The sequence below is a fragment of the Ramlibacter tataouinensis genome (genome assembly GCF_001580455.1).
Taxonomy (GTDB): domain Bacteria; phylum Pseudomonadota; class Gammaproteobacteria; order Burkholderiales; family Burkholderiaceae_C; genus Ramlibacter; species Ramlibacter tataouinensis_B.
On sequence record NZ_CP010951.1, the window covers coordinates 2,429,131 to 2,443,497 of the forward strand.

Here is a 14,367-nt window from a genome sequence, read left to right on the forward strand (position 1 = left end):
TTTCGACCGGCTTTTTGTCTGGCGTGGACGCCAGCAGGAAAGCGCTTGCGCGCCTTCTGCCTGATTACATGTCCATGCCCATGCCGCCCATGCCGCCCATGCCGCCGCCGGCAGGCATCGGGGTCTCGTCCTTGGGCGCCTCGGCGACCATGGCTTCGGTCGTGAGCATCAGCGAAGCGACCGAGGCGGCGTTCTGCAGCGCGGTGCGCGTCACCTTCGTCGGGTCCAGGATGCCCATCTCGATCATGTCGCCATACTGGCCGTTCTGGGCATTGAAGCCGTAGTTGCCCTTGCCGCCCAGCACCGCGTTGACCACCACGCTCGGCTCGTCGCCGGCGTTGGCGACGATCTCGCGCAGCGGCGATTCGATGGCCTTGAGCACCAGCTTGATGCCGGCTTCCTGGTCATGGTTGTCGCCCTTGACCTTGTCGCCCAGCGCCTGGCGCGCGCGCAGCAGCGCCACGCCGCCGCCGGCCACCACGCCTTCTTCCACCGCCGCACGCGTGGCGTGCAGGGCGTCTTCGACGCGGGCCTTCTTTTCCTTCATCTCGACTTCGGTCGCGGCGCCGACCTTGATCACTGCCACGCCGCCGGCCAGCTTGGCCACGCGCTCTTGCAGCTTCTCACGGTCGTAATCGCTGGTTGCTTCCTCGATCTGGACGCGGACCTGCTTGACGCGCGCTTCGATGTCGGCAGCGGCACCGGCGCCATCGATGATGATCGTGTTTTCCTTGCCCACTTCGATGCGCTTGGCCTGGCCCAGGTCGGCCAGCGTCACCTTCTCCAGCGTCAGGCCCACTTCTTCAGCGATGACCTTGCCGCCGGTGAGGATGGCGATGTCTTCCAGCATGGCCTTGCGGCGGTCGCCGAAGCCGGGCGCCTTGACGGCCACGACCTTCAGGATGCCGCGGATGGTGTTGACCACCAGCGTGGCCAGCGCTTCGCCTTCGACTTCCTCGGCAATGATCAGCAGCGGACGGCTGGCCTTGGCGACCTGCTCCAGCGTGGGCAGCAGCTCACGGATGTTGCTGATCTTCTTGTCGAACAGCAGCACGAAGGGGTTCTCGAGGATCGCGCTCTGCTTCTCGGGGTTGTTGATGAAGTAGGGCGACAGGTAGCCGCGGTCGAACTGCATGCCTTCGACGACGTCCAGCTCGTTGCTGAGCGACTTGCCGTCCTCGACCGTGATCACGCCTTCCTTGCCGACCTTGTCCATCGCGTCGGCGATGATCTTGCCGATCGACTCGTCGCTGTTGGCCGAGATCGAACCGACCTGGGCGATCTCCTTGGAGGTCGTGGTCGGCTTGGACTGCTTCTTGAGCTGCTCGACCAGCTCGGTCACGGCCTTGTCGATGCCGCGCTTGAGGTCCATCGGGTTCATGCCGGCGGCCACGTATTTCATGCCTTCGCGCACGATGGCCTGCGCCAGCACGGTGGCGGTGGTGGTGCCGTCACCGGCGTTGTCGCTGGTCTTGGAAGCGACTTCCTTGACCATCTGCGCGCCCATGTTCTGGAGCTTGTCCTTCAGTTCGATTTCCTTGGCCACCGACACGCCGTCCTTGGTGACGGTGGGGGCGCCGAAGGAGCGCTCGAGCACCACGTTGCGGCCCTTGGGACCCAGGGTGATCTTCACGGCGTTGGCCAGGATGTTCACGCCCTCGACCATGCGGTGACGGGCGTCACTGCCGAAAACTACGTCTTTAGCTGCCATTTCTATTAGCTCCTAAATGCTGTGCCTGATTACTTCTCGACGACCGCGAACAGGTCGTCTTCCTTCATGACGAGCAGCTCGTCGCCCTCGACCTTCACGGTCTGGCCGCTGTACTTGCCGAACAGCACGCGGTCGCCCACCTTCACGTTCGGGGCGATCAGGTCGCCCTTGTCGTTCTTGCGGCCCGGGCCCACGGCCAGGACTTCACCCTGGTCGGGCTTCTCGGCGGCGTTATCGGGAATGACGATGCCCGAAGCGGTCTTGGTTTCGTTTTCCAGGCGCTTCACGATCACGCGATCGTGCAGAGGGCGAAGTTTCATTGCATCTCCTTGTTCAGAAACGGAAGGACATCAAAAAGCGCCAACGAAAGTTAGCGCTTATTAACTGATCGGGCGGTTGCTTAGCTCTGCTGCTAGCACTCAACCGCGGCGAGTGCTAATGATAAGGGCTTTTGGCGGCCTTTCAAGAGCAGGCGCCGACGCCCCTGCAGTCGATCGCGACTGTGCGGAAGCCGGGAGCGCATGCTGATCTCGTTCTGTTCTCGCCGGACGAAGTGATCGACTGCGCGGACTACGCCAATCCGATCCGGCCATCACGCGGCATCCGCAGCGTTTTCGTCAACGGCGAACTGAAGGTGGAGGACGGCCGCATTGCGGCGATGCCCAATGGGCGGGTCCTTCGCGCTTGATTCCGGCGACGGCGTCACCCTGACCCAGGCTCCAGGGCACGCAGGCTTTGCTCGATCGACCGCGCAGCGCGCCAGGACAGGCACGCCGGAGACAGCTCAGGCCGTCGCCGATGCCGCCTTCAGGTAGTGCGCCTGGTAGTGCGCCACGGCCTGCTCCAGGTTGTGGAACATCCGGTGCTCGCCGAGTGCCTCGCCGAGCGGGGAATTGCGCACCATCGCGAGCACGCCGGGGTTGAGGCCGACGAGCCACACCGTGACGCCGGCCTCGCGCAAGCGCTGCTCGGCCTCGGTCCACATCTTGAGCGCGGTGTACTCGAGGTCGAACACGCCCCGCAGATGCAGCGCAACCACCTGCGGTTGCTCTTGCGCGATCAGTTGCACGATCTGCTGGCCCACGCGGCTGGCGTTGGCGAAGAAGATGCGCCCCTCCGGGCGCACCAGCAGCAGGCCCGGATAGCGCAGGTCATCTGGGTTGCCGGGGGCGGCCGGGCGAAACACGTTGGTCCCGGGCTTGCGCCCCAGCAAGTGCACCACCGGGTTGGACACCTGATAGGCCATCGCCGCCAGTGACACGACGATCGCCACGACGATTCCCTGCAAGGTCCCCAGCAGCACCACGCCCGCGAGCGCGACGAGTGCCCAGGCGAATTCAGTGCGGCGAACCTTGCGGATCGCGCGGAACTCAGATGGCCGGATGAGGCCAACCGAATAGACAATCACCACGGTGGCCAGCGTGGCCTGCGGCATGGCTGCGATGAAGGGGGCCAGCAACAGGATGGCGCCCAGGGCGAGCACCGCCGTGACCAGGCCGGCCAACTGCGAGCGCGCGCCGGCACGGCGGTTCACTGCCGTCTGCGAAGTGCCGCCGCCACCGGGCATGGCGCCCAGCAGGGCCCCGGCCGCATTGGCCACGCCCGTGGCGACCAGTTCGCGGTCCGGATCCGGCGTGGGCTCGCCGCTGCCCGCAAATGCCCGTGCCGCTGCGATCGTCTCGGTGAAACTCATCAGCGCGATGCCCGCGGCGGCCGGCAACAAGGCTTGCACGAGGTGCCAGTCCGGCACGGTCGGCGCGGGCAGGCCCGTCGGCACGGTGCCTACCGCTTCGATGCCAAGGCGCCCGAGCTCCAGGTACTTCATGGCCAGGATGGCGATCACCACCGCAACCAGCGGCGCCGGTGCCCGCGGCACGAAGCGTTCGAACCCCACAAGGATGGCCACCATGGCCAGGGCCAGCGCGACCGTGGGCACTGACGCTCCCGGCAGGCCCTGCACGATCGCGAGGACGTTGTGCAGGAAGCTGCCCTTGTCGAAATGCAGCCCGAGCAGCTTGGGCAACTGATCTAGGATGATGACGATGCCGACGCCGGCCTTGAAGCCAACCAGCACGGGTTCGGAGATGAAATCGGCCACGAAGCCCAGTCGCAGCAATCCGGCGGCGAACAAGATGGCGCCCGGCAACAAAACCAGTGTCGCCAGGGCAGCGACTTGGCCCGCGGGTTCCAGCGACGGCGCCACCTGCGACAGGGCCGCGCCCGTGAGGATGGCAATCGTCGTGGTGGTGCTTACGCTCAGCACCCGCGATGTGCCGAGCAAGGCGTAGACCGCCATCGGAACCAGGCAGGTGTAGAGGCCCACTTGGACTGGCAGGCTGGCGATCGTCGCGTAACCCAGGGCCTTGGGAATCACCACCGCCGCTGCAGTCGCCCCGGCAATGAGATCGGGCACCAGCCATTGCGCCTGGTAGGCGCGCACCCACTGCAGCAGCGTGGGTCCGCCTCGCGTGCCCGCCAGCAGTGTCGACAGGTCGCGCTCCATCGCCGGCACCGTCAGAACCTTTCCGCGATGTAGCGGTAGGGGTAGTCCGGCTCGCGGTAGTCGCCGGCCTTCTGTCGCTTAGGCAGCACCACCTTGTCGCGCTTGACAGGCTGGTAGGGGATGCGCGAGAGCAGGTCGCTGATGATGTTCAGGCGTGCGCGCCGCTTGTCATCGGTACGCGCCACCAGCCACGGGGCGAACTCGGTGTCCGTGGCCTTGAACATGTCGTCGCGTGCCCGCGAGTAGTCGTACCAGCGGCCATAGGACTGCAGGTCCATGGGCGAGAGCTTCCAGATCTTGCGCTCGTCCTCGATGCGATCCGTGAGCCGACGCGTCTGCTCCTGGGGACTCACCTCGAGCCAGTACTTGAACAGCCGCACGCCAGAGTCGACGATCGCTCGCTCCACCAAGGGCACGGCCTGCAGGAAGTCCTGCACCTGCTCTTCGGTGCAGAAGCCCATCACGCGTTCGACGCCGGCGCGGTTGTACCAGCTGCGGTCGAAGATCACCACCTCGCCGGCCGCAGGCAGGTGGGGCACGTAACGCTGCAGGTACATCTGCGTCTTCTCGCGATTGGTGGGAGCCGGCAGAGCCACCACCCGGAAGACCCGCGGGCTCGTCCGCTCGGTGATTGCCTTGATGGTGCCGCCCTTGCCGGCGCCGTCGCGGCCTTCGAACACCACGCAGATCTTGCTGCCGCTGGCCTGAACCCACTGCTGCAGTTTTACCAGTTCCACATGCAGCCGGTAGAGCTCATCCTCGTAGTCACCAGCCGTCAACTTGCGGGTCGGTACGGCGCTGTCCTCGCGGGCAGCCTTGTCTCGCTTGACCTTCTTCGCCATGGCGCTGTGTTCTTGGCTGGGAAAGCCCACTCTCCTGCCGGGCGCGGGCCGGCGCAATGGGACCTTCGGGCTATCAGGCGACGACCACGCTCGGCGACTGCTGTTTGACCGAGTCGCCCTCAGCTCGCTACTTCCCGGAGAAGTACTCCTGCACCGCATCCCAGGCCGCCTGCTGCAGCAGTGCGGCCACTTCCGGACTCAGGCCGGCCGTGTACTTGGCGCCCACCGGGCTCTTCTTCAGCAGCGACGCATACACCGTCGCGGTGGCGAGGTAGGTGCCGGCCAAGCTCGGGTGCCGCTTGTCCGCCACATAGAGCTCCAGGTCCGGCTTGCGGGCGATCGCCTTGGCGAAGGCCAGGCCGGCGGGAATCACCAGCAGGTCGTTGTCGTTGCCCGCCTTGGTGTACTGCTCGGCCAGCTGCTGCGTCATCTCAGGCTTGTCCTTGTAGGCCCAGGACATGAAAAGCACCGGCCGGATGCCCTGCTTGCGCAGGATCTCCGCATCCTTGCGGACGGTGTCGTGGAACGCCTGCTGCAGCTGCGGATGCACCGGGCACTGGCTGCAGTCCATCATGATGACGGTGTCGTACATGCGGCCGGGCGGATTGAAGCGGATCTCGTTGTCGCCGACGAAGGAATAGCGGCCCAGCCCGTTCGGCCGCACCAGCGACTCCATGTCGTGCCAGTCCAGGCCCGAGCCGCTGATGGTGACCGAGGTGCTGCGCAGCGCCGGCTTCTCGTTCAGCGAATTCGCGAGCTGGCCGAAGTGGCCGTGCATGCTGTTGTTGTAGTAGAAGAAGCTGTTGCCGACCCACATGATCGACTCGGGCCGGGCGCCGATCTCGGTCCGCTTTGGCACCGCCTGCGCCAGGGCGCCCGGGACGGTGCCTGCGAAGGCAACGAGTGAAAGCGCCGCAAGGATGCGCCGCGCAAGGGTCCAGACAGTCATTCGATTTCTCCGTTTGGGGGTGCGGCGGATTCTTGCCGCCCCTTGGACGATGCGGCTAGTGTGGACAGCCCTTAGCCCGGGCTGCGGACTTGGCACGAGCTCAACCATGGGCGGGTTCCCTCGCGCAGGCGTCGCCTGCTACTTCTATACTGGATCGCCTCACCCTCAGGGTCTCCATGGAGGATGCGGCATGGCCAACAGTGTCGAGGCGCGCGCGAAGATCGTGTTCGCGGTCATCCTTCTGGCGATCGCCGCGGCGGTCGTCGGCTGGTGGGTGTTCTCCACGACCGGCTACGTGCGCTACGAGATCCATTCGCGCGAACCGGTCTCCGGGCTGATCGCCGGCGCACCGGTGGAGTTTCACGGCGTCGAGGTCGGGCATGTGAGCGAGGTGCGGCTTTCGGATCCGCGCAACGTGCGTGTGCTCGTCGAGCTGCGCAAGGGCACGCCGGTCAGCGCCGCGACGGTGGCGACCATCACCGGCCGGGGCCTCGCGGCGCGCGGTTTCACCGGCTATGTCTATGTGAACCTGGAAGACACGGGGCCGGCCGGCGCGCCCCTGGCCGCGGCGCCCGGCCAGCCGTATCCGGTGATCGCCGCGGGGCCCGCGCAGTTGGTCAACCTCGACGCCGCCATGACCCAGCTGAACCAGAACGTGCAGGTGGTGACGGCGCTGCTGCAGTCGGCGCTGGATGCGCAGACGCTGGCTTCGATGAAGGAGTCGCTCGCTGCGATGCAGCAGGTCACGCGCACGCTGGCGGCCAACAACGAGAAGATGAACGCCATCATCGCGAACGCCGAGCGCGCCAGCGCGCAGCTGCAGCCGCTGCTGCAATCGAGCACCGCGACGGTGGGCACGCTGCAGACGCAGCTGCTGCCCGAAGCGCAGTCGGCGGTGGCCCAGCTCCAGCGGCTCACCGCCAACACCGACGAGACCGTGCGCTTTCTGCAGACGCAAACCCTGCCGCAGGCGCAGCGCACCGTCACGCGGCTCGATGACTTGAGCGCGTCGCTGAACGACACGGCGACACGGATTCGCCGCAATCCGGCCATCCTGCTGCGCGGCGAGGCCCGCACGCCCGGCCCGGGTGAGGCGCAATGACCCGGGGGCCAGCCGTGCGGACCGGGCTCGCCCTCTGCGCGGCGGCGCTCGCGGCCGGCTGCTCCTCCCTGCTGGCGCCGGCGGCGGAAGCGCCGCTGGCGATCGCCATGCTGGACACCCTGCCGCAGGACATCCCGCGCGCCAGTTGCCGCGCACCGCTCGTGCGGGTCGAGCGGCCCGAGTCGCGGCCCGCGTACGACACCACCCGCATGGCCTACACCCAGCAGCCGCACCAGATCGCCTATTTCAGCAGCAACGAGTGGGCCGAGCGGCCGGCGCAGATGCTGCACCCGCTGCTGGTACGCGCGCTGGAGGCCACCGGCTGCATCCGCGTGATCGTGCCGCCGGATGGCGGCCCGGCCTCCTACATCTTGCGCACCGAAGTGATTGAACTCACGCAGGATTTCAGCGAGGAGCCGCCGAAGGCGCGACTCGCGCTGCGCGTGCGCTGGCTGGACGCGGTCAGCGGCAACCTGCTCGCGACGCGCGAGATCGCGCAGCGCGAGCCGATGCGCCAGAAGACGCCCGGCGCCGGAGTGCAAGCGGCCAACGAGGCCTCGGCGAAGGTGCTGCGTGACGTGGCGCGCTTTGCGCTGGACATGGCGGGAGCGCACTAGCGCATGAGCTTCGCCCCAGGCGCTCTCTAGTATTCAGAGCATCCTGCGCAGCGTGTCGTCGCGCCGCACCCAGGCGTGATGCAGCGCCGCGCCGGCGTGAGCCACGATCAACAGCGCGAGCGCATAGCCCAGCCATCGGTGCACCACGATCCAGATCTGGAAGTTGCGCTGGTTCACCGCCACGAAGTCCGGCAATTCGAAGACTCCGAAGAACGACACCGGGTAGCCGCCGGCCGAGGACATCAGCCAGCCTGTGACGGGCAGTGCCAGCATCAGCGCATAGAAGAGCAGGTGAACCACACGGGCGCTCAGCTGCTGCCAGTCGGGCAGGCCTGCGGCAAGCTCAGGCATCGGATTGCCCGAGCGCCAGGCCATTCTCAACAGCACGGCGACCAGCGCCAGCAGGCCCAGCGCCTTGTGCACCAGGATCAACGTGATCTTTTCCCGGTCGAAGCCCACCTCGGGCAGCCCAACCATGTAGACGCCCATCGCCAACAGCAGCAGCAGCAGCGCGGCCATGGCCCAGTGCAGCAGCACTGCGACGCTGCCATAGCTGAGTTCGGTGTTGGTCCAAGCCTTCATGGCGAATCGGATTTTGCGGCCTGTAGAGGCCCACTGCAGAGCCATTTGCCGCTGAGCCAGCTCCCCATTTTGTAAGTTTTGCGGCTGAGCTTGGTCACAATCAGCTCGGCCGTGGGTCATCGGCCGGCGGCACCTTCCCAGCTCTTCCGCAGGGAGCTCATGCTCAAGGGGAAACCCTTGTCAGCCGCGGCCTACATGGCCCGTTTTCGGGCGGCACAACTGAGCTTGCCTGCCCTTTACCGCGGCCTTGAGCTCGGGCTCTTGTGGTCGAACATTCTCAGCAATTCCTTACGTTTGTAGGCGCCGTGAGGGGTGTGCTGTCGGACGTCTCCTACTACAGTCTAGTCATCGCGCTGAGGTTAGCCGGCACACCGCCATCGCTGCCAGACGGGGCAGCAACGGTATTTCAAGTCCGGCCCGTCAAGCCACAGCTCATCTTCAACAGGCCCAAAGGGCTGGCGTTCGCGCCGGCATGGAGGCCATTTGCTTACAGGTGTTGAACAAATGAGAAGACGTCTCTTTCTTTCCTCTGGTTCTGCTGCAGTTGCCGCTTTCCTGACCGGTTGCGGTGGTGGCGGAGGAGGCTCGACGGGCTCGACCACGACTGGCGCTGCCGCTGCCGCAGCAACGGATCTTCCGGTGTCGGTCTCGACCCCGACGGCCGCGGCAAGCGCTGCCGCTGCAGCACCTGCGCAGGCCGCCCCGGCGACCGGCTATCCGTTCGGCTCGCGCCTGAACAAGTACGTCGCCGGCATCAAGCCGTCGCAGAGCGACGCCACGATGGACGCCATGCTGACCAAGCACTACGACGCCTGGAAGGCGGCCAACGTGGTGCGCGCTGACTCGGTGGTGGCCGGCGGCTACGCCGTGCAGTTCTCGAACCGGCAGTTCCTGACCGTGTCCGAGGGCATGGGCTACGGCATGCTGCTCACGGTCGTGTTCCACGGTCACGACCCCGAAGCGCAGAAGATCTTCGACGGCCTGCTGGCCGTGGTGCGTGCCCGCCCCGCCTATGGGCTGGCGGCGCGCGACGCGTCCGCCAAGTACCTGATGGACTGGCGCCTCAACGCCGACGGCAGCTCGGGCGGCGAAGGCTGGAACGCGATGGACGGCGACCAGGACATCGCCATGGCTCTGCTGATGGCCCACCGCCAGTGGGGCTCCAGCGGCAAGTGGAACTACCTGGAAGAAGGCAAGGCGACGGTCAACGCCATGAAGTTCTTCAACATGAACGAGGACGGCTCGACCCGCGGACTGCCGTCGCCGACCAACAACCGCACGTCGGACTACATGATCGGCCACTTCCGTGCCTACAAGGCCGCCACCGGCGATGCCCTGTGGGACCGCGCGGTCGACAAGGCCTACGAGCTGCTCAACCGCATGCAGACGGTGTACTCACCGTCGGCCGGCCTGATGCCCGACTTCGTGATGAACACGAACTCAGCCGCGCCGCAACCCTCGACCGGCTACATCGGCGACGGCAACGACAAGGAAGGCTACTACTGGTGGAACGCCTGTCGTAACCCGTGGCGCTTCTCCTCGGACTTTGTGCTGTCCGGCGATACGCGCTTCGGCCAGGTCACCGGCAAGATGATCGACTTCTTCAACCGCTCTTCCGGCGGGGACCCGACGAACATCGGTACCGGCTACGCGCTGGACGGCACCAAGCTGACGAGCGGCAACAGCGCGGCCTACAACGGCCCGATCTGCGCCGGCGCCTGTGTGGACGCGCGCTTCCAGGGCTTCCTGGACGCCATGTGGGGCTGGAACGCCAAGAACCTGACCACCGGCTACTACGACTGCGAGATCCAGCTGCTGAGCCTGGTGGTCGCGTCCGGCAACTGGTGGACCCCCTTCCAGTAAGCGCCAACGGCGGCCCGCGGGGCCGCCTTTTTCGCAACGACAAAGCGGCCCGCGCGGCCGCTTTTCTCATGGGCGGCCAGCTCATAACGAACTGCCGCCCCGCGTCCAGGACGAATTCCTCTAACACGCCTGCTGCCGTGCCGCTACGATGCTGCGTTCTAGCTGTGAACCATTGCTTTAACCTAACAAGGAGCATCAGATGGCGTTCAACAGGACGAGATGGGCAGCGCTGGCCGCGACGGTGGTGTTGGCTGCCTGCGGCGGCGGTGGCGGGGACATCGTCCCCAGCCCGCGGGTGCCTTTCACTTCGCTGGTGTCCTTCGGCGACAGCCTGAGCGACGTCGGGACCTACAAGGTCGGCACCGTCGCGGCGGCGGGCGGCGGCAAGTTCACCGTCAACAGCGCCAGCGCGCGCATCTGGACCGAATTGCTCGCGTCGGACATCAAGGTGCCCGCTTCTTGCCCGGCGCAAACCGGCCTCTTGCCCAACGTGCCGGGCTTCACGGGTGCGCCGGTCACCAACACACCGGCCTGCACCAACTATGCACAAGGCAGCGCGCGGGTCAGCAACGTGTTCGCGCCAAGCAGCGCGACCCTGCAGGCGGCCCCGTTCAACCAGGTCAACATCGGCCTGACGGCCGTGCCGGTGACGCAGCAGATCGCCGCGCACCTGGCCAAGACCGGCGGCAGCTTCAACGGCAGCGAGCTGGTCACCGTCATGGCGGGCGGCAACGACACATTCATGAACATCAACGGCGTCTCGGCCGCCGCGGGCGGGGGCGCGGCTGCTGCCGGCGCCGCCGTGGCGGCGGGCTGGCCCACCGCCACGCAGCAGGCCGTGGCCGCCGGAGGCGCCGCGGCCGTGAACGCGGCGGCGACCGCGGCCGTCACCGCCATGGGCCAGGCCGGTGCCGAACTGGCCGGGCTGGTGAAGACGCAGATCCTGGCCAAGGGCGCCAAGTACGTCGTCGTGGTGAACCTGCCGGATGTGAGTCAGACACCCTTCGCATTGGCAGCCGACGCGCAGACCCGCGCGCTGGTCAACCAGATGGTGACGACCTTCAATTCGCAGCTGGCCGCGGGCCTGGCGGGCACCGCGACGACGGTGGTGCAGGTGGATGTCTACGCGCGGGGCCGCGACCAGACCGCGAATCCTTCGAGATACGGCCTCAGCAATGTGACCACGCCGGCGTGCAGCACCACCTCGCCGGCCAATCCGCTGCAGGGCTCCTCGCTCGCCTGCACCACGGCAAGCACCATCCCGGGCGACACCAGCGGGTTCCTGTACGCCGACTCCGTGCATCCGACGCCCCTGGGTCATCAATTGCAGAACCAGTTCGTCAAGGAGCAGCTCGCCGCGGCCGGCTGGTACTGACGGCGACTTGATGTTTCGCAAGGCCATCCTTGGACGGCCTTGCATAATCGGTTCCATGCAAGCGAGCCCGTTGAAGCGACGAATCACCAGCGCCGTGCTGGTCTGGTTCGTCGCTTTCGTCGTCGTCGCAGGCATCGCGCCCTGGATGCAGTCCGCGCAGGCCATGGACATCGGCATGGACTCGATCTGCACCAGCCATGGCGGTCCGGTTCAAACCAACCCGCAGGGCGGCGGCGAGCAGGACCACCACGCGGCAGACCACACGCTGAAGTGCTTCCTGTGCACCGGTGTTTCGGCACCCCCCGCCACGACCCACGCGCGGCCTCCCGCCGTCGCCGCCCTGGGCCATGCGCTGCGGCCGCTGGTGTCGGCCCAGCTGGCCAGCCTCACGCGTGCGCCGCTGCCGGCGCGCGGGCCCCCGCTCTTTTCCTGATCCGCTTCGCTCCGGTTGCCTCGGGTTCGTTCCGTGCGGCCGGCGGTCGTCCCCATCAGGAGTTTCCCGTGCGAATCCATCGCATCGCTGCGGCCATTGCCGTGGCCTTTCCCCTCGGCCTGGCGGCGCAGAACGCCCCTGCGCCGGTCAAGGAGCTCGGCGTCGTCACCATCGTCGCCAACCGGCCCACTTCGCTGCCCACGCAGATTCCCACCACCACCGAGAGCATCTCGCGCGAGCAGATCGGGGAATCCATCAACGCGACCGACAGCGAGGATGCCCTCAAGTACTTTCCCAGCCTGCTGGTGCGCAAGCGCTACATCGGCGACTACAACCACGCCATCCTTTCCAGCCGCGCGTCCGGCACCGGCAACAGCGCGCGCTCGGCGGTGTACGCCGACGGCATCCTGCTGTCCAACTACCTGGGCAACGGCGTCGGCGGCCTGAGCTTCCCGCCCCGCTGGGGGCTGGTCACGCCCGAGGAGATTGAGCGGGTCGACGTGATGTACGGACCCTTCTCGGCGGCCTACCCCGGCAACTCGGTGGGCGCCGTCGTGGACTACGTGACGCGCATGCCCACCCAGCTGGAGGGGCACGCCAGCATCGGCTACGTGTGGCAGCCCTTCAAGCTCTACGGCACCAAGGACACCTTCCCCGCCTGGCAGGCCAGCACCTCCATCGGCAGCAAGGCGGGTGACTGGACCTGGTGGTTCAACGTCAACCGCACCGACAGCCAGGGCCAGCCGCTCACCTTCGCAAGGCGCTTCGTCAGTACAACGACATCGACACCAGGTACTCCGGTGACCGGCGCCGTGCCCGAGCGAGACCCGACCAATGCGCCCATCTACTACATCGCCGCGCAGACGCAGTACCACACGATCCAGGATCACGCCAAGGTCAAGCTGGCCTACGACATCACACCGGTGCTGCGGGCGGCCTATGTGTTCGGCGCCTGGCAGAACACGTCCACCAACCGGCCGACCTCGTACTTGAGCAATGCCGCCGGCGCACCGGTGACCAGCGGCCCGATCAACATCAACGGCGCCAACTACGCGGCCGTCACCGGCGCCGACCTGCCGCTCACCGATGAAAGCCTTACGCACTACATGCACGGCTTTTCGCTCAAGAGCCACACCCAGGGCACCTGGGACTGGGAGATCGCCGCCAGCCTGTACGACTACGCCAAGGACCAGAAGCGCCAGAACGCGCTGGCCAACACGCCCCCGGGCGCCGAGTCGGGCGGCCCCGGCACGATCGCCGACGGCGGCGGCACCGGCTGGAACACCCTGGCGGCGCGCGGGACCTGGCGGCCCGCGGGCACCAAGGGCCCGCACATCGTCGACTTCGGCGTCCAGCAGGACAGCTGGAAACTGAGCTACCTGACCTCGGCCATCCCGGGCAACTGGCGCAGCGACCCGGGCGGCGCCGTGGCCAGCGACGTGGGCGGGCGCACGCAGCTGCAAAGCCTGTGGGCGCAGGACAGCTGGCGCTTCGCGCCCGACTGGAAGACAGTGCTGGGCCTGCGGGCCGAGCACTGGACCGCGTACAACGGTCACACGCAGATCAACTCCACGGTGAACACGGCCTGGCCGCAGCGCAGCGAAGACGACCTGTCGCCGAAGGCGGCGATCTCCTGGCAGTGGCGGGACGACACGGTGCTCAAGGCCTCGCTCGGCCGCGCCGTGCGCTACCCGACCGTGGCCGAGCTGTACGGGGCGACGTCCACCGTCAACGCGCAGTTCATCAACGACCCCAACCTGCGGCCGGAGCGCTCCTGGACCGGCGAACTCTCGGGCGAGAAGGACGTGGGCGTGGGCCTGCTGCGCCTGACCTTCTTCGCCGAGGACACGCGCGATGCGCTGTATTCGCAGACCACCTTCGACGCGCAGGCCAACCGCAACGTCAGCCGCGTCAGCAACGTCGGGCGCATCGCCACCCAGGGGCTGGAGCTCGCGTTCTCCGGCGCGGACGTGGCCATCAAGGGCCTGGACCTTTCCGGTGGCGTGACTTTCGCGCACTCGATCATCAAGGAGAACGCCGGCTTCGTCAGCGTGCCCGGCGACACCATCGGCAAGCGCCAGCCGAACATCCCGCGCTGGCGGGCCAATGCGCTGGCCGCCTACCACTGGACGCCTACGTTGAGCACCAGCATCGGCGCGCGCTACAGCAGCGACCAGTTCCGCACGCTGGACAACAGCGACGTCAACGGCTTCACCTACATGGGCGTCAGCCGCTACTTCGTGGTGGACCTGCGCGCCCAGTGGAAGGCCACCAAGCACCTCACGGCTTCCTTCGGCATCGACAACGTCAACAACGACAAGTACTGGAACTTCCATCCCTATCCGCAGCGCAGCTACGTCGCGGAACTGAAGGCCGATTTCTGAAAGCGA

At 66.9% G+C, this 14,367-nt stretch carries 13 protein-coding genes; 7 read left to right on the forward strand and 6 right to left on the reverse strand.

The window, feature by feature from the left end; genetic code table 11:
* Positions 1–64 precede the first annotated feature (64 nt).
* Together groL and groES are read right to left on the reverse strand one after the other, a co-directional pair.
* A complete protein-coding gene (gene groL / locus UC35_RS11775; protein ID WP_061499693.1) occupies positions 65–1,711 on the reverse strand; it encodes a chaperonin GroEL in 1,647 nt (548 codons plus the stop codon).
* A 29-nt stretch (positions 1,712–1,740) separates the two neighbouring features.
* Positions 1,741–2,031, reverse strand: coding sequence for a co-chaperone GroES (gene groES / locus UC35_RS11780; protein ID WP_061499698.1), 291 nt, complete (start codon positions 2,029–2,031; stop codon positions 1,741–1,743).
* Positions 2,032–2,162: 131 nt separating this feature from the next.
* Between groES and UC35_RS11785 the strand changes: the two genes are divergently transcribed.
* Positions 2,163–2,399, forward strand: a complete 237-nt coding sequence (locus UC35_RS11785; protein WP_061499701.1) for a hypothetical protein — start codon at positions 2,163–2,165, stop codon at positions 2,397–2,399.
* Between the two features lie 96 nt (positions 2,400–2,495).
* Here the strand turns inward: UC35_RS11785 and UC35_RS11790 are convergent, their stop codons facing one another.
* From UC35_RS11790 to UC35_RS11800, 3 genes are all read right to left on the reverse strand, one after another.
* Positions 2,496–4,214 (reverse strand): SulP family inorganic anion transporter, encoded by a 1,719-nt coding sequence (locus UC35_RS11790; RefSeq protein WP_061499704.1) that lies wholly within the window; start codon positions 4,212–4,214, stop codon positions 2,496–2,498.
* 11 nt (positions 4,215–4,225) lie between these two features.
* Entirely contained in the window at positions 4,226–5,056 is an 831-nt protein-coding gene (gene ppk2 / locus UC35_RS11795; protein ID WP_061499706.1) for a polyphosphate kinase 2, read from the reverse strand.
* A 127-nt stretch (positions 5,057–5,183) separates the two neighbouring features.
* Positions 5,184–6,005 (reverse strand): DUF4886 domain-containing protein, encoded by an 822-nt coding sequence (locus UC35_RS11800; RefSeq protein ID WP_061499709.1) that lies wholly within the window; start codon positions 6,003–6,005, stop codon positions 5,184–5,186.
* A gap of 190 nt (positions 6,006–6,195) precedes the next feature.
* On the opposite strand from UC35_RS11800, the gene UC35_RS23525 reads away from it, so the two are divergent.
* Together UC35_RS23525 and UC35_RS11810 are read left to right on the forward strand one after the other, a co-directional pair.
* Entirely contained in the window at positions 6,196–7,107 is a 912-nt protein-coding gene (locus UC35_RS23525; RefSeq protein WP_061499712.1) for an MlaD family protein, read from the forward strand.
* Positions 7,104–7,724: an ABC-type transport auxiliary lipoprotein family protein gene (locus UC35_RS11810; RefSeq protein WP_082793074.1), complete on the forward strand. Its 621-nt coding sequence runs from the start codon at positions 7,104–7,106 to the stop codon at positions 7,722–7,724. The genes UC35_RS23525 and UC35_RS11810 overlap by 4 nt, the downstream gene beginning before the upstream one ends.
* Before the next feature lie 33 nt (positions 7,725–7,757).
* On the opposite strand, the gene UC35_RS11815 is transcribed toward UC35_RS11810, so the two are convergent.
* On the reverse strand, positions 7,758–8,306 hold the full coding sequence (locus tag UC35_RS11815) for a cytochrome b (protein ID WP_061499718.1): 549 nt from the start codon (positions 8,304–8,306) through the stop codon (positions 7,758–7,760).
* Positions 8,307–8,945: 639 nt separating this feature from the next.
* On the opposite strand from UC35_RS11815, the gene UC35_RS11825 reads away from it, so the two are divergent.
* The 4 genes from UC35_RS11825 (at position 8,946) to UC35_RS11840 (ending at position 14,361) form a co-directional block, all read left to right on the forward strand.
* Complete coding sequence (locus UC35_RS11825; protein WP_061499724.1) at positions 8,946–10,169, forward strand: glycosyl hydrolase family 8; 1,224 nt, start codon at positions 8,946–8,948, stop codon at positions 10,167–10,169.
* Between the two features lie 199 nt (positions 10,170–10,368).
* The gene (locus tag UC35_RS11830) at positions 10,369–11,544 is read left to right on the forward strand and encodes an SGNH/GDSL hydrolase family protein (protein ID WP_061499727.1); all 1,176 of its coding nucleotides are present in this window, start codon (positions 10,369–10,371) and stop codon (positions 11,542–11,544) included.
* A 55-nt stretch (positions 11,545–11,599) separates the two neighbouring features.
* Positions 11,600–11,977 (forward strand): DUF2946 family protein, encoded by a 378-nt coding sequence (locus tag UC35_RS11835; protein WP_082793078.1) that lies wholly within the window; start codon positions 11,600–11,602, stop codon positions 11,975–11,977.
* Between the two features lie 68 nt (positions 11,978–12,045).
* The gene (locus UC35_RS11840; protein ID WP_061499733.1) at positions 12,046–14,361 is read left to right on the forward strand and encodes a TonB-dependent receptor; all 2,316 of its coding nucleotides are present in this window, start codon (positions 12,046–12,048) and stop codon (positions 14,359–14,361) included.
* The last annotated feature ends 6 nt before the right edge of the window (positions 14,362–14,367 follow it).